This is a genomic window from Niastella sp. (genome assembly GCF_045805085.1).
Lineage (GTDB): Bacteria > Bacteroidota > Bacteroidia > Chitinophagales > Chitinophagaceae > Niastella.
This window is the reverse complement of the sequence record NZ_JBJMLX010000387.1, coordinates 63,931-83,117: the sequence shown is the minus strand read 5'-3', so window position 1 is coordinate 83,117 and position 19,187 is coordinate 63,931. Positions and strand designations below refer to the sequence as shown.

12 protein-coding genes are annotated in these 19,187 nt (G+C 45.8%); 5 read left to right on the top strand and 7 right to left on the bottom strand.

The annotated features are described in order from the left end of the window. The first annotated feature begins 32 nt into the window (after positions 1 to 32). From ACJ751_RS19985 to ACJ751_RS19975, 3 genes are all read left to right on the top strand, one after another. The gene (locus ACJ751_RS19985) at positions 33 to 3,716 is read left to right on the top strand and encodes a PKD domain-containing protein (protein ID WP_407747289.1); all 3,684 of its coding nucleotides are present in this window, start codon (positions 33 to 35) and stop codon (positions 3,714 to 3,716) included. A 130-nt stretch (positions 3,717 to 3,846) separates the two neighbouring features. Continuing rightward, positions 3,847 to 4,950, top strand: a complete 1,104-nt coding sequence (locus ACJ751_RS19980) for a PorP/SprF family type IX secretion system membrane protein (RefSeq protein ID WP_407747288.1) — start codon at positions 3,847 to 3,849, stop codon at positions 4,948 to 4,950. 67 nt (positions 4,951 to 5,017) lie between these two features. After that, positions 5,018 to 8,647, top strand: a complete 3,630-nt coding sequence (locus tag ACJ751_RS19975; protein WP_407747287.1) for a PKD domain-containing protein — start codon at positions 5,018 to 5,020, stop codon at positions 8,645 to 8,647. A 189-nt stretch (positions 8,648 to 8,836) separates the two neighbouring features. Here ACJ751_RS19975 and ACJ751_RS19970 read toward each other — a convergent pair whose 3' ends face one another. From ACJ751_RS19970 to mgrA, 3 genes are all read right to left on the bottom strand, one after another. Beyond that, positions 8,837 to 9,733 (bottom strand): aldo/keto reductase, encoded by an 897-nt coding sequence (locus tag ACJ751_RS19970; protein ID WP_407747286.1) that lies wholly within the window; start codon positions 9,731 to 9,733, stop codon positions 8,837 to 8,839. An 87-nt stretch (positions 9,734 to 9,820) separates the two neighbouring features. Next, complete coding sequence (locus ACJ751_RS19965; protein WP_407747285.1) at positions 9,821 to 12,154, bottom strand: glycoside hydrolase family 2 TIM barrel-domain containing protein; 2,334 nt, start codon at positions 12,152 to 12,154, stop codon at positions 9,821 to 9,823. Between the two features lie 258 nt (positions 12,155 to 12,412). Then, positions 12,413 to 13,408 carry an L-glyceraldehyde 3-phosphate reductase gene (gene mgrA, locus ACJ751_RS19960; protein ID WP_407747284.1) on the bottom strand — a complete coding sequence of 332 codons (996 nt, stop codon included), beginning with the start codon at positions 13,406 to 13,408 and terminating at the stop codon, positions 12,413 to 12,415. 704 nt (positions 13,409 to 14,112) lie between these two features. Here mgrA and ACJ751_RS19955 point away from each other — a divergent pair. After that, positions 14,113 to 14,433 carry a hypothetical protein gene (locus tag ACJ751_RS19955; RefSeq protein ID WP_407747283.1) on the top strand — a complete coding sequence of 107 codons (321 nt, stop codon included), beginning with the start codon at positions 14,113 to 14,115 and terminating at the stop codon, positions 14,431 to 14,433. Positions 14,434 to 14,445: 12 nt separating this feature from the next. On the opposite strand, the gene ACJ751_RS19950 is transcribed toward ACJ751_RS19955, so the two are convergent. Continuing rightward, on the bottom strand, positions 14,446 to 15,690 hold the full coding sequence (locus ACJ751_RS19950; protein WP_407747282.1) for a glutamate-5-semialdehyde dehydrogenase: 1,245 nt from the start codon (positions 15,688 to 15,690) through the stop codon (positions 14,446 to 14,448). 10 nt (positions 15,691 to 15,700) lie between these two features. After that, positions 15,701 to 16,735 (bottom strand): glutamate 5-kinase, encoded by a 1,035-nt coding sequence (proB, locus tag ACJ751_RS19945; RefSeq protein WP_407747281.1) that lies wholly within the window; start codon positions 16,733 to 16,735, stop codon positions 15,701 to 15,703. Between the two features lie 216 nt (positions 16,736 to 16,951). Between proB and ACJ751_RS19940 the strand changes: the two genes are divergently transcribed. Continuing rightward, positions 16,952 to 17,122, top strand: coding sequence for a hypothetical protein (locus tag ACJ751_RS19940; RefSeq protein WP_407747280.1), 171 nt, complete (start codon positions 16,952 to 16,954; stop codon positions 17,120 to 17,122). Positions 17,123 to 17,206: 84 nt separating this feature from the next. On the opposite strand, the gene ACJ751_RS19935 is transcribed toward ACJ751_RS19940, so the two are convergent. Together ACJ751_RS19935 and ACJ751_RS19930 are read right to left on the bottom strand one after the other, a co-directional pair. After that, positions 17,207 to 18,160: a CvpA family protein gene (locus ACJ751_RS19935; protein WP_407747279.1), complete on the bottom strand. Its 954-nt coding sequence runs from the start codon at positions 18,158 to 18,160 to the stop codon at positions 17,207 to 17,209. A 382-nt stretch (positions 18,161 to 18,542) separates the two neighbouring features. Next, on the bottom strand, positions 18,543 to 19,184 hold the full coding sequence (locus ACJ751_RS19930; RefSeq protein ID WP_407747278.1) for a hypothetical protein: 642 nt from the start codon (positions 19,182 to 19,184) through the stop codon (positions 18,543 to 18,545). Positions 19,185 to 19,187: the final 3 nt, after the last annotated feature.

Genomic DNA, 19,187 nt, shown 5'->3' with positions numbered 1-19,187 from the left:
TTCTATATTACTAATAACGAAAACGACAGGCATTGGGCAGAATTAGTTTACTTATACTTTTTCTTACCATTAAAGCTTTTGAAACGTTCGCTCAGGGTGGACCCTCTACCTTTGAGTTTACCGAGAACAAAGGCCAGTGGGAAAGTAAAATAAAATTTAAGGGCGAATTGCCTGCAGGTGAATTTTACCTGCACCCGAATGGCTTTACCGTTGCACTACACAATACCGCCGACCTTCAGCGTTATTTTCAACGGCAGCACGGCGCGGTTGAAGGCAATGCCGACGCTTCACAAGGCGCCGCCCGGATAGCCACCTACGCCCCCGATAAACCGGGCAATGATGGCGGTGTACCCAACCCCAACTATCCCGCCTACGTTATTCACTCCCACGCTTACCAGGTTCAATTTATAGGCGCTTCTGCCAATCCGGAAATAGTGGCCGATAAACCGGTATCAACCTACAGCAATTATTTTATTGGCAACGACCGCTCCAAATGGGCCACCAATGTGAAGATATACGGAGCAGTACTGTATAAAAATGTTTATCCCAATATCGATGTCCGTTATTATTCCGAGAACGGGCAATTAAAATACGACCTTATTGTAAATCCCGGCGGCGATGTAAGCAAAATACAAATGCGGTACGACGGGGCCGATAAACTGCAGATCAAAAACAAAGAACTGATTATAAAAACATCGGTAGGTGATGTAAAGGAATTATACCCTTACTCTTACCAGTTCGATCAGTTAAAAGGCAAACAGGAAACAAGCTGCTCCTATGTGCTTGATAAAAACATTGTGCGTTTTAGTGTAGGCAACTACTCAAAAGCAAGCACCCTTATTATTGACCCCACGCTGATCTTTTCGTCCTTCACGGGCAGTAAAGCCGGACAGTATGGTTTTACTGCTACGCCAGGCCCTGATGGTTCTTTATATTCCGGGGGTATTGTATTCGGCAATGGGTTCCCGGTATCGCCGGGCGCCTATCAAACAACCTTCCAGGGAGGGGGTTCCAATGGCGGTGTTGATATGGGCATCTTTAAATTCAGTCCCGATGGTTCGCAACGCATGTACGCTACCTATCTTGGCGGCGAAGGAAATGATTACCCGCATAGTCTTATCTGTGACCCACAGGGTAACCTGGTAGTTATGGGCAGAACCTATTCTTCAAAATATCCAGGTACCGTGATAGGCCCCGGTGGGGGCGCCGATATTTGCATTACCAAATTCAATGCGAATGGTACCGCCCTTATTGGTTCGTTGCGCATTGGCGGCAAAGGCGCCGATGGCGTTAATATCAGCGATATGCAGGAAGGCGGTTCCATCAATTTATCTTCTACCCTGCGTTTTTATGGCGACGACTCCCGCAGCGAAGTAACGCTTGATGGCGCTAATAATATTTACGTGGCTGCACAATCGCGTTCCGATGATTTCAAGATCACCGGTTCGGTTTTTGGCCCTAGCCCCGGCGGCAGACAGGATGGTGTGGTGATGAAAATAGATCCCTCTTGTAACAATGTAATCTGGAGTAGTTATTTAGGTGGTGATGGAGACGATGGCGCTTTTGTAATTGCCGTTAACCCTGTCACTAATAATATTTTTGTTGGCGGCGCCACCAACAGCATCAATTTACCAGGCAATAAGAACGGGGTTTACCAGCCCACCAATAATCCCAATGCCAATGGGCCCTCCGTTGATGGTTTTGTGGCGGAGATAACCAATGACGGTTCATCCATTGTCCGCAGCAGTTATATGGGCACCAATGGGTTTGATGCCGTATATGGCATCAAGTTCGACAAGTTTTCCATTCCCTATATCATGGGCATCTCAGAAGGTAACTGGCCCAGGGTGAATGCGGCTTATGGCATCGATAATACCAAGCAGTTTGTAGCCAAGCTGAAAACCGATCTTTCGGGCTTTCAGTATTCAACCACATTTGGCGCCGGCACCGGCAGGGCGAATATTTCGCCTGTTGCCTTCCTGGTAGACCGTTGCGAGAACGTGTACATTTCCGGCTGGGGTGGCTGGATCTCTTCGAGCGGACGCGACCCCTTCAATATGGCTGGTGTGGCCGGTATGCCCACCACGCCCGATGCGCTGAAAACGATTACCGATAATCACGATTTCTATTTTATAGTTATTAAAAAAGATGCTGCCTCCCTTTTGTATGGCAGTTTTTTTGGCCAAAGCGGTGGTGAGGGTGAACACGTTGATGGCGGTACCAGCAGGTACGATGCACAAGGGGTGATTTACCAGGCCATTTGCGCCAATTGCTTTGGCAGTGCGGTGGGCAACATTTCGGTACCTTTCCCTATTACGCCGGGTGTATGGGGACCGGTAAACGGTACCGGTACCAGTAACTGTAACCTGGCTGCGGCCAAGATCGCCTTTAACTTTGCAGGGGTTGCCGCCGGTGCAAGGTCTTATTACAACGGGGTGGTTGACACGCTTGGTTGCGTGCCTTTTACTGTTACGCTTAAAGATACCGTTCTCAACGCCAAAAGTTATGAGTGGTCATTTGCCGATGGTTCGTCCGACGAAACCACCACCAATTCAGAGGTATCGCATACGTTCAAAGCAGTGGGCGATTACCGGGTTCGTTTGATCGGCATCGATTCAACCACCTGCAACATCAGGGACACGGCTTATGTGACCATTCATGTGCGTTCAGACAAAGCCAATATCGACTTCCTGGCCACCAAATTACCGCCCTGCGAGTCATTGAATTATAAGTTTGTCAGTACAAGCACCTTCCCGCCAAATAAACCCTATAATCCCAACAGCTTTACCTGGGATTTTGGCGATGGCACCCGAATAACACCTGCCCCCGATTCCATACAACATGCGTTTGCCTCGGCAGGCACTTATAAAACCAAATTGATCCTGGAGGATACCAGTTATTGCAATTCGCCCGATTCGGTGGAGAAAGAACTGCGCGTATCGCCGCTGGTGGATGCCCGGTTTGAGACCCCGTCGTCGGGTTGTGCGCCCTATACGGCTATTTTCAACAATACGTCGCTGGCAGGGGCACAATTCATCTGGGATTTTGGCGATGGCAGTCCTAAATCCAACGAAATTAATCCGGTACACGTATACAATAACATAGGTACTTATCGGGTTTCATTGATCGCGATTGACAGCAGTACCTGTAACATAATTGATTCAACATATATGGATATCGGCGTGCATCCGTTGCCAACCGCTAACTTTTCGGTAGCGCCAATACCGCCGGTAACGAATAAACCGACCATCTTTACGAACTTATCGAGCGGTGGTGCGCGGTATATGTGGTTGTTTGGCGATGGAGATTCGACCGTGAAAACCACTATGGATACGGTATCGCATCAATACAATGCCACAGGTACCTTTAATGCCTGTCTCATTACCTTCAACGAATATGAATGTAGTGATACGGCCTGTAAAGCGGTGGACGCGATAATTGACCCGTTGCTGGATGTGCCGAATGCCTTTACACCGGGCCGGTTTGGCCGCAATGCCTACATCAACGTTATGGGTTTTGGCATTGCGAAAATGACCTGGCGCATTTATAACCGGTGGGGACAGTTAATATTTGAGACCAGCAACCGGAAGACAGGCTGGGATGGTACCTATAAGGGAACACCACAACCGATGGATGTGTATGCTTATACGTTGGATGTGGAGTTCTCGGATGGTAAGAAACTGAGGAAGACGGGGGATATTACGTTGATTAGGTAAAAAACGAAACAACAAACATGAAAAAATACGAACAAGCATTACCTATGAAACACCCTTTGGTAATAATACGTTAAAGCCGGGGAAAAGCTTTAACGTCATTTAACAAATTGTAATTTTAGACGGGTGGTTTATGAAGAAAATTATAACTAAAAAGAGAGCCTGGTCTCCTGTGAACCGAGAAACAAAAAACCTGTTTCTGAAGACGTTGTTGTTGCCTCTATCCTGTGTAATGAGCTTTTGTTATCAGGCTACAGCGCAAGACATGCATTTTTCACAATGGTTCAATTCCCCGCTCTCAACAAATCCGGCAAATACCGGCTTTATTCCCGATGCCGACTATCGCTTGGGCGTTAATTACCGCAATCAATGGTCAACGATCATGAGTGTGCCTTACAAAACCATGAGTATCTGGGGCGATGCACAGGTGTTCAGGGACCGTATTGAAAGCGGCTGGCTGGGATTGGGCGGTCTCATATTACGCGATGTAGCAGGTTCCGGCGGTTTAACCTCAACCAAGATATTTGGTTCTGCCGCCTATCACCAGATGCTGGGGGTTGCGCACCTGTTATCATTCGGGATGAATGTAGGCTGGGCCAACAAACGCATCAATACTTCCAATCTCAAATTTCCCGATCAGTTCGATGGCAAATTCTTCGACAGCAACCTGCCCACCAGCGTGGTGCTCGATCAGCCGAATATAAATTATTTCGATATGCAGGTAGGTGTTAATTATGCCTACTTCCCTACCGATAAATTGTACGTCAATGGCGGTTTTTCTGTGTGGCATCTCAACTCGCCCCGGGAATCGTTCTTTAAGAACGATGATCCCGCAGCCGGCGCCGACGGCCGAATTGCTAAACGTTATAATGCTTTTGGCAATGCCAGTATCAAGTTGAACGACCAGGTTATCATAAACCCCATGGCCTATTACAGCTTTACCGCAAAAACAAGCGAACTGGTAGGTGGGGGAAATGTTCAATACAATTTATCGGGCGATGGCGAAAGCCAACTGATCGGCGGGTTGTATTACCGGTCAGGCGATGCGGTTATTCCCATGGTGGGATATGTATGGAAAAGCCTGAAACTGATGTTCACCTATGATGCTACCACTTCTTCGCTGGATCAGTATAATCATTCCCGCGGTGCTTTTGAATTTGCGTTGATGCAGAACGGGTTCTATAATGAATACAACGGGGACAGAAGACAGTCAATGTGTCCATCTTTTAAATATTAAATTGTAAAGTATTAACCAATATCATTGCACCAACCTTCCTCTTATTAATACCTTGAAAACACAAATTTTGGTTAGGAATAGTCTGATGGTTATAGCGTTGCTTATTACCGGCGTTATACGAGTGGCCGCGCAATCAACTGCTACTTTTGAATTTGTTGAAAATAACGGACAGTGGGAAAAAGAGATCACCTTTAAAGGCTTGTTGCCTGCGGGTAATTTCTACTTGCAAAAAAATGGCTTTACGGTGGTGCAACACAATGTAGCCGACCTGGAGCAGCTGCATGGTCACGAAGCACCGCCCTCGCCAACCAGCAATGCCCGCCAGCAAACGAACCCTGCTGAGGCGCCCCTTACCGTACGCTCCCATGCATACAAAGTGCAATTCATTGGCGGAGCAGCCAATCCTGAAATTGTTCCTGATAAAATATTACCCGGTTACAGTAATTATCTTATTGGCAACGACCCCACCAAATGGCGCACCAATGTAAGAAGCTGCCAGGCGGTGATCTATAAAAATGTTTATCCCAATATTGACGTCCGCTATTACTCAGAAAGCGGCCGGTTAAAATATGATATCATCGTAAACCCCGGTGGCGATGTGAACAACATTGCCATGCAATACGACGGGGCTGATAAACTGTCTATCAAAAAAAGCGAACTGGTTATTAAAACAAGTCTGGGTGAAGTAAAAGAACTGTACCCTTACTCCTACCTGTTTGATAAAGTGCGGGGCAAACAGGAAACACCCTGCGCCTATAAGATCGATGGAAAAACAGTACGCTTTAAAACAAATTCTTATGATAAGGCCAGCACGTTGGTGATTGACCCTACCATCATCTTTTCTTCTTTTACCGGCAGCACTTCCGATGAATGGGGCTTTACAGCTACCCCCGGTCCTGATGGGTCTTTTTTCTCAGGCAGCATTTCATTTAATCCTGGTTTTCCAACTTCCCCGGGCGCTTATAAAACCAACTGGACGCGTGGTGGCAAACGCGGGATCGATATCGGCATTTTTAAATTCAGCGCCAATGGCGCCAATCGCGTATACGCTACTTATCTCGGTGGCACCAACGATGAATTTCCTCATAGTTTGTTTTGCGATGCACAGGGTGAGCTGGTGGTTATGGGCAGAACCTATTCCACCGATTTTCCCGGTCCCTTAATTGGTCCCACGGGTGCTACGGGTTGCAAAATGTTCGTGACCAAGTTGAATGCCACCGGTTCGGGGTTAATTGGCTCCATGCGCATTGGCGGCAGTGGTAATGATGGGGTGAATATTGAAGACCAGATGCTGACAGGCGGCCATAAAATAAACTCGCTGCTCAGGAACTATGGCGACGATTCGCACAGTGAAGTGATCATCGATGATGCTGGTTATATCTACGTGGCCGGACAATCACAATCAAGCGATTTTTACATCACCCCCAATGCTTTTCAAAAAACCAGAAAGGGCGCCCAGGATGGCGTGGTGATGAAAATAGATCCCACCTGTAATAACATTATATGGAGCTCTTATTTAGGTGGCTCGGCCAATGACGCCGCTTTTGTACTGGCATTGAATCCGGTTAACAATGATATTTATGTAGCGGGTGGAACTGAAAGCACAGATTTTCCCGGCGCCTCCGGTGCAGCAAGCTCCACAGTTTTAAGTGGTAAGAATGCGGGATATATCGATGGGTTTGTGACCATTATTTCAAACGATGGCACCACGCAGAAGAAAAGTGTTTACCTGGGTACCCCCCAATCGGATATTCTCTATGGCATTCAATTCGACAGAAATAACTATCCCTATGTACTGGGTGTTACCCGTGGCGACTGGCCGGTGATAAACGCCGCCTATAGTAATGCCGGCGCCAAACAGTTCATTGTAAAATTAAGTAATGATCTTACCAATATAGCCTATTCCACTACGTTTGGTTCGGGCGGAAAGCCAAACATTTCACCGGTGGCCTTCCTGGTTGACCGCTGTGAGAACGTATATGTATCAGGCTGGGGCGGCTGGTATTTGCCTGCTTCCAGCCAGGCCGATCCGTATGATCTGGCCGGCACCAGAGGCATGCCTATTACTCCGGATGCACTGAAAAACACTACTGACAACCGTGACTTCTATTTCATAGTACTGAAAAGAGATGCGCAGTCATTGCTCTATGGTTCCTTTTTTGGACAGGATGGCGGTTTGGGGGAACACGTTGATGGCGGCACCAGCCGTTTTGATAAACAAGGCGCCATTTATCAGGCCATTTGCGCCAACTGTTATGGCAGCATGCCCGATCTGCCCATTACCAAACCCTATGTTACTACCAGTGGCGTATGGGCGCCAAAGAACGGCGCAGGAACGGGTGGTTGCAACCTGGGTGCGCTGAAGATCCTGCTGAACTTTTCCGGTGTGGCTTCCGGTCCCAAAGCCTATTTCAAAGGAGTATTCGATACAGTAGGCTGTGTGCCTTTCACCGTCACCTTTAAAGATACCATCCGGGATGCCCGGCAATACATCTGGAGTTTTAGCGACGGTACACCCGACCAAACAACTGCGGATTATAATATCACCCACAAATTTGAAAATGTGGGCGTTTACCGAATAAGCCTCATCGCAATAGACTCTTCAAGCTGTAACATCAGCGATACGGCCTTCCTTACTATTCATGTACGCGATGACCCGGCCGATATTAATTTTACCGCCAGAAAGTTGCCGCCCTGCCAATCGCTGCTCTATGAGTTTGTGAACACGTCCACCTTTCCGCCCAGGAAACCTTTTAAGCCGAGCAGCTTTACCTGGGATTTTGGCGATGGTACGCGTATAACGCCCGGCGATTCCATTATACAACACTCCTTTGGCTCAGCCGGTACCTATCAAACAAGACTTATTTTAACCGATACGGCGTATTGTAATGCGCCTGATTCGCTTGTGAAGGAGTTGCGCGTATCGCCGCTGGTAAAAGCCAAATTTGAAACACCTACGTATGGTTGTGCACCTTATACCGCCATATTCAATAACACATCGCTGGCCGGTACGGATTTCTATTGGGATTTTGGCGATGGCACTCAATCAAACGAGGTAAACCCGGTGCATGTATATCAGAATGTGGGCACCTATCATATAACGCTGAAGGTTGTTGATACCAGTACCTGTAACAAAGAAGATTCTACCTATCTCGATATAAAGGTATATCCCAAACCTGTAGCCGATTTCTCTTTTGCACCGGTGCCACCATCGGTGAACAAACCTATCATCTTTACCAACCTGTCGTCAGGCGCCGTTCAATACAAATGGGAATTTGGGGACGATGAGACCGTTACTAAAAATTCGGCCGATACCGTAAGCCATCAGTATAATGCTACCGGCACCTTTGAGGCCTGCCTGATTGCAACATCTGAAAGCGGGTGTACGGATACGACCTGTAAACAGGTGGACGCATTGATCGATCCCCTGCTGGATGTGCCCAATGCCTTTACACCCGGTCGCTTTGGCCGTAATGGCTTTATTTCCGTTACCGGTTTTGGCATTGCTAAAATGACCTGGAGGATCTACAACCGTTGGGGCAAGCTGGTGTTTGAGACGCGTGACCGCCGTGCCGCCTGGGATGGCACGTATAATGGTCAAGTGCAACCGATGGATGTGTATGCGTACACGCTGGATGTGGAGTTTTTTGATGGGAATAAGTTGCGGAAGACGGGGGATATTACGTTGATTAGGTAATAGTTGACGAGTTGACCAGTTGACGAGTTAACAAGGAATACAATATAAAGAGAGCCCAGCGGTTTTAAACTGCCTGGGCTCTTTTCATATATGAACCTAATAACTTAATAACCTACAAACCTGCCACTGCGAGCCACATACGCTGACTTAAAAATCTTAAACTTTCAACCTTAAACTTTTAACTTTAAACTATCTATGCTGTTCGTATTTATTAGCCACAACAGCTTGTTGTAAGGTAGAAAGATCGTTTTCGGTTAGCAAAGGCGTTTTAAACACCCCTACAGCTTCTTCCAATTGTTGTATAGTTCTTATACCTGCTACGGCAGTGGTAATAGCCGGGTGATGTAATACAAACCTAAGGGCCGTTTGAGCAGTATTGCGCTGGTTGTTCGACAGGGCCTGCACGGCAGCAGCGGCCTTTTCAACTTCCTGCGGCGAATAATTCAGATATGCTTTCGGTGGTTTATTTATCAGTAATCCCTGCGCCACGGCGCCACGGGCCAGTACACCAATATTGTTTTCCTGTAACAATGATAAACAGGCTTCCTCAGGGCGGCGATCCAGCAAACTGTATTGCATCATTACGCTTACGATGTTCGAGCGTTTTATATATTCCCTGATAACATTGGGGCGAATGGATGAAATGCCATAATACCTGATCTTGCCCTGTTGTTGCAGCAGCTCAAATGCTTCAATGGTATTATCTATGGGGTCATCGATAGTGCCGCCATGCAACTGGTACAGATCGATATAATCAATATTCAACCGTTGCAAACTCTTTTCTACCTGGGTCAGAATATACCCTTTACGCGGGTTCCAGTCCCACCCGCTGCCATCGGCCCGCCATTGATTGCCCACCTTGGTAGCGATGTATACCTTATCCCGGTGGTGTTTAAGCGCTTTGCCTACCGACAGCTCATTCATTCCCTTTGCATACAGATCGGCCGTATCGAAGAAGTTAATACCGAGGTCAAGTGCCTGGTGTAATATTTTTTCATTGGCAGTATCCTCATCACCCAGTGACATACAACCAAAAGCAATGCGGCTGATGCGCATGTCTGATTTTCCCAATTGTACGTATTCCATGCTATAAAGGTACTATTCCAGGCAAAATAAAAATGGCCCCGATGCTATCAGGGCCACTCTTGGGGTATATTCTTTAGTAGTGCTACATTACCATCTGAAATCGAAATAGAGCGAACCGCCCAACTGGTCATTAGCGCTTTTCAGGCTCTTGTTGGCTACAGGATCAGCAGGTTTGGTGCTCAAACCACTGATCTGGTGCATAAACCCGATGTTACCATTATCCGGGAATGGAACTGAGGCAAACTCGTTCAACAGCGCGCCCTGTTTCAATGGGCTGAACAATTGGAGGTACATGTTCGGTTGATCGGTATAGACTGTGAAGTTACCCATGTTTGTCTGGTACTGTACCCAGTATACATCGGCATGCCATCCTTTGAATTCGGCATTGGTATTAGGTTTGTTCGTTTTTTCCCACACACCTAATTGTTGTCCTTTCTGACGGTTTTTCCAAACCTGGAAAGGACCACGGCCCATCCACTTCACACCTGTTATCTTCTCTTCAGGATATTTGAAGGTGATACCTACATATTCGCCAGCGGGCTTCATGGAGTATGAGTATTCCATTTTAGGCAATTCACCGGTATGGAACGTCCATTTAACCCATAAAGAACTCTCGCCTTTATATGAAACCTCCACGATGTGGGTATTATCCTTTACCAGGTGTTTGAAGTCGGCCATGGCATAACCACTGTGGATACCTGCCAGGAAAGGACCGGTAAAAGAAAGGTCACGTTTACCTACATATACTTTGGTAAGGTTACCAGTCTTTTTATCGAAGATATAGTTGATACCGTCGCACACCAGTGACAGGAAGTCGGCTTCTTCTGTACGCATGATGGTAGAGATGGAAGCTACTTCAGGGCTGGTTGCTACCACATCCACAGGTTTGCGGATCTGGAAAGTATAGGTGTATACTTCTTTATCGCGTGAATCGAGCACAGTCAGCATCAGGGCATCACATACAGTGAACTGGTTCTGGAAGGTGAATTTCAGATCAGCTTTTTCGCCAGGACCGGTATAAGGTGATGGCAGCGTACCTTGTTCAACCACCAGCGGTTCCAGTGTTTTTTGGGTTGCCTTGGGGAACAATACCAGCTTCCAGTTGAACTTCAATCTGCTCAGGTTGGTATACAGGAATTTGTTCTCAATATTGATAACACCATTCCAGGTAGTGGGGAGCTGACTGATGTTGAAAGCCAGTGGTGACCAGATCTCCTTGATAGCATAATAGCTTGCCCATTTATCTTTTGATTTGGGATCGAAGCCGCTGGCTGATTCTATACCGTTGTCGTCGCGGTAAGTGGCCAGGAAGCTACCAGAGAATTTATTCGATTTGCTCATTTCAGTCCAGAACTCATCTAACCCGGCAGCACGACCGCCATTGAAGATACCGTTACCGATCTCTACAGGAGTGAATGCTTCTGTACCATATAAGATAGAGTTAGCGACTGTATTGAAGTCAGAGCTCTTTTTATCTTTATTTACCGGATGTATAACATACCGGTTTTGTACGTCATAAGTATCAAATTCCTTATCCAGTTCTTTGTTAGCGGCCAATTCCGGGCCGGTTGACCAACAGATCACTGAGGGGTGGTTCAGACCGCTGTATACGATATCTTTCACCATTTTCTTATCAGAACCAGGCAATTCACTGATTACAAACAAACCAAGAGAATCGCACAGGTCGAAGTACAAGGGGTCAACAGGATAGTATGATAACCGGACAGCGTTCATGTTCAGATCCTTCATGATATTGATGTCGGCCAGGTAAGCTTCTTCAGATGTTCTGTAGTTGCCCAGGTTGGCACTGCGACAGTTCATTCCTTTAAAGATAACCTTCGTACCATTTACATATATACCATCAGGTTTTGATTCAACTGATCTGAAACCGAATTTTTTATAAAAAGTGTAAATTACTTGTCCAGAGGCGTCCTTTAATGTTAATACAATCTGATACATGTGCGGGTTCTCGGGGTTCCATGTTCTGATCAGGGAGAACTGCTTTTTTATTTCAGCATTATCTGAAGCAGTTACCTTAGCAGGATCGCCCAACGCTTTGCCGGTAGGATCGAATACCTGCATCTCGATGGTTTCATTGGCTTGAATACCTTTACTAAACACCTGCATGGTGAAATCACCAGAGGCTTTGGCATCAATCGTTACCCGTTCTATATAAGATTCGAATGCATTAACATGGGCGGCGGTGCTGGCAGTATTATTTCCAAGCCCCTGTTGACCCAGTAAACCTGGCAGCGGGATCTTGGTCTTAATATTATTAACACGCTCATTCGCTGAATAAGACCCCCACAGCGTGGAATGGTCATTCGCGGCCCCTAAGTGTTGGGAGGTTGCACTTCCCTGTGCAAGCGCCTGGGTTAAAATCCCATGCATGATCAACAAATGCAGGATAGTCTTTTTCATTTCAGGTGTTGGATAAGTAGCTACTAAATAAGATATCAGACCCGTGTAAAAACTACTGACCAGATCATTTATATAACCAGCCAGCAGCAAAAGAATACCTCAGCGGTTATTCCATGCGGTTGTTAGGTTGGTGGGGTAGCTTTTACGAACGGTGCAATATAATACTAAATTTTGTTTTGTCTAAGCGTTCTAAAACCTTTTACTATTGTTATATGTTGCCTACCGTTTTAGCAAAATGTTTTGCATTCATGCCTGCGTTTATCCCTTCAATATCAATTCAATCTCACTAAGTTCTGCAGATGAGAACTGCCTGTTGGAAAGACAGGCCAGGTTATTATCCAGTTGATCTGTTGAGCTTACGCCGATCAATACGGTTGTTATCCGTTTGTCTTTCAGCAACCAGCTAAGGGCCATTTGCGCCAGCGACTGGTTACGGCGTCTCGCTATCTCGTTCAGCTTCTTTATCTTCTCGATCTTCTCGGGCGTAATTTCATTGGCCTTTAAAAAACCATGTTCTTTTGATGCTCTTGAATCTTCAGGAATACCTTTTAAATACCTGTCGGTTAACATGCCCTGCGCCAGTGGTGAAAACGGAATACAACCTACACCATATTCTTCCAGCACATCGAGCAAACCGCCTTCTACCCATCTTTCAAACATCGAATATTTTGGCTGATGAATAAGACAGGGCGTACCTGCCTGTTTCAACATCTCAAATGCTCTTTTTGCTTCTGCTGCCGGATAGTTAGAGATCCCTGCATATAAGGCCTTGCCACTTTTTACTATATCATGCAGGGCCATCATTGTTTCTTCCAGCGGCGTATCGGGGTCTGGCCGGTGCGAATAAAAGATGTCTACATACTTCAACCGCATCCGTTGCAAACTCTGATCGAGGCTTGCCATCAGGTACTTTCTCGATCCCCAATTACCGTAAGGTCCCGGCCACATCAGGTATCCCGCCTTTGATGAAATAATCAACTCATCGCGCAGATAACCTGAAAAGTCTTTCTTCAACATGCTACCAAAATTCTCCTCGGCTGAACCGGGTGGTGGCCCGTAATTATTCGCCAGGTCGAAATGGGTGATGCCTTTGTCAAAAGCATGCCGAACAATATGGCGTGCTTTTTTGAAATCGTCTACTCCCCCGAAATTATGCCACAACCCAAGCGACAAAGCTGGCAACAATAAACCGCTGTTGCCGCAACGATTGTACGTCATGGAATCATAACGGGTTGAAGACGGGGTATATGCCATCTCAGTTATTGATTAATGTAATTGAAAATGATGAACACTCGCTGGTTCCGGACGCCACGGGGCATTGACTGTCGCTTTGCACATTTTCTAAGTTATTCAATGCGTAAAATATATAACGCGTGTTACTAATATTTAAGTACATATAAGTAAGAATAATACTTAGTTCCCGGGTTTAGTCAGTATTCGGCCCTACAAGATCGCCCCTGGTTTTAACCTGTACTTATGCTTAAACGCAACAAGCATTATTTAATTATGTCGAACCACCAAACTAACAACTGTTCTTTTAACATTTTATTGTATCCGGCGGGTATTATCTGGCGATAACTGCCTGCATTGCAAGGCATAAAGTGATTTTCGGGAAATACGGGGTTTTCAGGTCAATAAGATCGTATATTTTCCTGGATGGCCATAAAAACTCCAGGTTGCCCGGTACTCCCGAACAACCTGGAAAAGGAAAAGGCTATGGCTGGCAATCGTCAGCAACCGGGGAGTTATCAGGCGCCCCTTTTAAAATAGTATCAGGCCGCTAAAGTACCTGTTGCTATATAATATGAGGGTAGTAAAATGTGTTTTTCTGGGTACTAAAATGTTTACTTTATAGGTAAAGACTATCTATGTGAGGGAATCGTGAATCTGGAACCGCCTGTTGTATCATAAAATAATTAATATTATAATTGCCTTCTTAAAATTCAATACCCTAAGAAATGAACTGTAAAGTTTTTGTGCTGGCTTTGCTTGTACTGATTGGAAGTAGCTGTAAACACAAAACAGCAACGGAAAATAACCCCCAGGAGACTCCGCAGCCTACCATCCCTCAACCGCAAACTCCTAATCACCATGGGGATGATGATGACGATCATGAAGGGCGCCATCATGAGCACGAACACGATGATGATGACGATGACCATGACAGGCACCATCATGGAAAGAAACATCACCGGCTTCCGCCAGGGCAGGAAAAGAAATTGCACGGGGAACAATCTGCCAGGAACTATGCGCCCGGACATAGGAAAGGAGATAGATAGTTCAAAGTTTGGCTACCTAACTTGCCCATTGCCTTGCAACAACCACTTCTCAGTAACTAATTTCTCTAATGCAAAAGGCCCGCGGGCGTGGAGTTTTTGGGTGGAGATGCCGATCTCGGCGCCGAGACCCATTTCTTCCCCATCGGTAAACCGGGTACTGGCATTGGTGTATACAGCGGCCGCATCCACTTCCTGTAAAAAGCGGGCGCAATTCTTTTTATTATTGCTTACAATAGCTTCGCTGTGTTTGGTAGAATGTTCGCGGATGTGGTCCAGCGCTTCATCGATATTCCTGACCACCTTTACCGCACATTTCAGGCTCTGAAACTCCCGGTCAAAATCCCCGGGTGTGGCCTTTTGTAAATGCGGATAACCTTTTAATAATTTATGCGATTTGGCATCGGCAAATATTTCTACCTGGTGCTCATTGAACTTTGGCTGCAATTGTTTCAGAAAGGCGGCTGCTACTGCTTCATCAACTATCACCGTATCCATGGCATTACATACCGATGGACGCGAAACTTTGGCATTCACTACAATGTCTACTGCTTTCTTAATAGATGCCTCTTTTTCTACATACACATGACATACCCCTGCGCCTGTTTCTATCACCGGCACCAGGCTGTTCTTTCTTACAAATTGTATCAGTGATTCGGAACCACGGGGTATCAGTACATCTACATATTTGGTAGCCGTAAATAATTCCTGTACGGTTTCACGTTCTGAGGGCAGCAGGGTCACACAATCGGGATCGATGTCATTTGCCTTCAGTACTTTTTTTATCAGGCGGATGGCTGCCAGGTTGGAATTCTCCGCTTCGCTACTGCCTTTGAGCACACAACCGTTCTGGCTGCGGAGGCAAAGCGCCGCAATATCATACGTAACATTGGGTCTTGATTCATAAATAGCGCCTACCACTCCTAATGGTACCGCAATTTTATGCAGCAACAAACCATTATCCAGCTTGCGCTTTTCAAGCGTTTTGCCGGCAGGGTTAGGTAGTTTGCTTATTGTACGAATGGCGTTGGCAATGCCAGTGATGCGTTCTTTGTTCAATAACAGCCTGTCTGTCCTGGGATTGTTGGGGTCCTGCTTTTCTACATCGAGCTGATTGGCTTTGATGATGGATGTGCTGTTCTTCTCCAGTTCATCGGCCAGTTGTAATAAAACAGCTTTCAGTTGTTTATCGGTCGCCTGCCGCAGGTTGATAGCGGCTTTCCAGGTCTTCATTATCAATGATTGTACACTACTGCTCATCAGGTCTCAATTAAAATATTACAATATCATCGGCATGTGCTGCCAGTACATTTTTTTGTGAAATGCCATCGCGGATGGCGCTGGCGTCCAGTTTTACCTTGGCAACGCCAATGATGCTTTCTTCTTCATCTTTTATTTGCACTACTTCCCCCGCTGCAAATTTTCCCTGCACATTGGTAATGCCTACCGTTAACAAACTCCGGCGTTGTTGCAAAGCTTTAACCGCGCCTTTGTCAACCAACAGCGTACCAAGGGTAATGGAACCGCTGGCCAGCCATTTTTGCCGGGCTTTTAAATTCGATTCCTGCGATACAAAGGTAGTACCGTTTTTACCGGCAAGCGCATCGGCAAAGGGTGCTGACCCGTTCAAGCCGCAGATAATTACCTGTATGCCCAGGGATGTAGCCAGGCGGGTAAAAGTGAGTTTGGAGGTCATGCCACCCAAACCAAGACTGCTTTTACCGGTTTGCACATAGCCCAGCACTTTACTGTCGATCTTTTCTACCCGGCGAATGATGCTTTTGGTATCATCCATAAAACCACCCACCGAGGTACAGATCACCAGGGTCTCTGCATCAAAACCCACGGCAATAAGGGTGGCGAGTTCGTCGTTGTCACTGAACTTCAGCTCCACATTGCTCACCAGGTCGTTTTCATTAACAATGGGCAATATGCCGTTCTGCCAAAAGGCTTCAAAGGTTTCTTTTAACTGCACAAACTGAAACCGGTTGCTGAAATGGTGTCGTTCGCACAGCGCCTGAGCCACGGGAATATCAAACTTCGAAAAATGTTTCTGGTATAATTGGATCAGCAAAGGGTTTCCCACGGCCGCCGCCGCCTTGCGTTCAGTAATACTGCCTTTGTAATGCTGTATATATACTTTTCCGCTGCCCACTGCCCCACTCGATACCAACACCACCCGATGGGTATGAAACAGCTCCGCAATTTCTGACGCCACCTTTTTAATAATAGTATGACTGATTACGCCTTCCTCATTGGTTATGACCGCCGTGCCAAGCTTTATTACAATAACCGGTTTTTGCATGCGCAAATTTAAAGCTTAAAGCTCAAAGGCTAAAGGCAAAAGCTTTCTTCGCAACCTCACTTTGTGCTAACACTTGCTGCTTTCAGTTTTAGTCATTTAGCTTCCATTCGTTAGCATATTGAGCAAATAACTCCACAAACACCCCTTCAAACCATATGACAACCAGTAGATTACAACAAGGCACGTAGTTTTAGATAATAAAGGAAATCTCGTGTTATGATTAAGAAATATTACGGATTATGTTTGCTGCTGATGACCCTGTTTTACTCAGGTTGCGCCGCTGTTGAAGGCATTTTTAAAGCCGGCATGTGGTGGGGAATATTCTTAGTGGTGCTTGTGATAGGATTGATATTCTGGATTATTAGTAAGCTTTTTGGCAGAAGATAGTTTATAGTTCAAGGTGGAAAGTTCAAAGTTTCAGTTCTTGAACCTTACACTTACAATTTTAAACCTAAAACTGTGAACTATTAACTAATTCCTGAACTCCTGCGAGATCATGAGCCCATATTTACCGCCATCTACTATTCCAATACCTAAACGGCCAAACTCAGGTCGAAGGATATTAGCGCGGTGCCCCGGCGAATGCATCAATCCATTATGTGCAATATCCAACGTGGGCGCCAGCGCAATGTTCTCTCCGGCATTGGTGAATTGTACGCCATCGTCTTTCATGCGGTCAAAGGGTCCTTCTCCATTAGGCGACACGTGGGAGAAATAACCCCGCTGAAACATATCTATCGAATGTTTGCGGCCAACCTGGGTTAATTCCGGATCAAGTTTAAGGGTATTCAAGCCTGCTTTTATGCGCTCGGCATTAACCCAACTCAACATCAGGGTTTCCAGATCGGACCGCGAGGGGGGCGCCATCACTTTAAAGGGAAGAATGACTGTTTCATTGGAACCGGGCTTTACTGTTAACCGGTTCATCGTTCTTTCTACCTCTGTAAATACCAGCGATAATTTTGTTTCTATCAACTCGGCCGGTACCGACAACATAACCACAAAGCGGCTTTGTCGGGTTGTGTTGGAAATACTATTACTGATGGGCAGCGCCAGCAACAGGGCTGCTCCGATCACTGCATGGGTAACGCCATTTACAAAACCGGGTAGTATACCGAAGAATTTATTATCCCAACGCCCATGTGCATCAACGGGGACCTTATGCAATGTTCTATTGGTGAGCGCATTTGTAAAAACCCGCATTAATACATAAGTAACTATAAAAGCAAGGGGCAATGCCCAGGCGCCAAGTGAGGGAATATACTTGTTGATAAAAATAGTAGGGTAAGGATATAATAAAAAGGTAGCCGCAATACTTATGAGGAGCCCCATCAGATACAATAGTTCCAGGATAAATCCTTTTTGCCAACCATCCCACATGCCATAGGCTACTATTAATAGTAGCAGAAAATCGATCCAATTCATGCTTGCAGCTTTGTTATTTACACTAAAAAACCATGCTACCTGTACGGATTGTGTTTTACTGGTTCGGGGCCGGGAGATTTACATCAGGAAGGATCGTATTGTTGCTAAATTTCTACATTTTTAGTGGAAGGGAACTGTTAAAAAAAGAAGAAGGCCCGGATAGAAATCCAGGCCCGTTAAAAATCCAATATCCTATGAAAAACCGATATACTAACGGTGTTCGTGGTTCGTAAATTGTTCCGGGTAGAAAATTATTTTTTCAGGGGGAATTTTACTACCCTTCCAACCTGACAATGTGTTGTTTATACCTATTAAAATATCGCAACAGCCGGTATGGTCAACCGCCGTAAATTCACATAATCACACCAGCAAAAAAGCTGTTTTATCGCATAATGCCGGAATCAACAACACGTCCTACATATTTATTATCCTGCAAAATCCAGGTTACCTCGTATTTACCGATGGCTTCGTTGTTCACCATATAAATGTACATCCGGTGTTTGTCTTTCGAAAGGTACACCGCATTATGGGTTTTAATGGTGCCGCCTTCTGAATAGGTGAATTCGGGATGATACAGATCTGCATAGGCAACAGGTGGTATGGCAACGGTATCTTTATTATTAAGGATAACAATAACCGAAGAAATGGTAGTGGTTGGAATAGAACCATAGTCGCCATAGTAAGGCTTACCATCTATTTTTACCAGGTATTTCTTATCGTAATAATAGAATAACTTGTGTTTGGAAGCCTCAAAAGTACCGCTGGTGATAACCACTTTCTGTTTGTCGCCTTCAAAGGTTATTGAATGCATGTTGTAGTCGGTGGCGGGTAATTTCTGTAAGGGTTCTTTACCCAGGCGTTCGTCGATACCGCCTATGGTAAAGGTGGCCAGGTCGTCCCGGATCTCGCCTTTGGGATATTTTGTAAAGCTTTCTCTTTTGTTTCGAAGATCGGGTAAGGATTCATCCTGGGCCTGGGCGCCTGCAAATGCAACCAGCAGGCACAAGCATAAAAAGGAACGCATAGA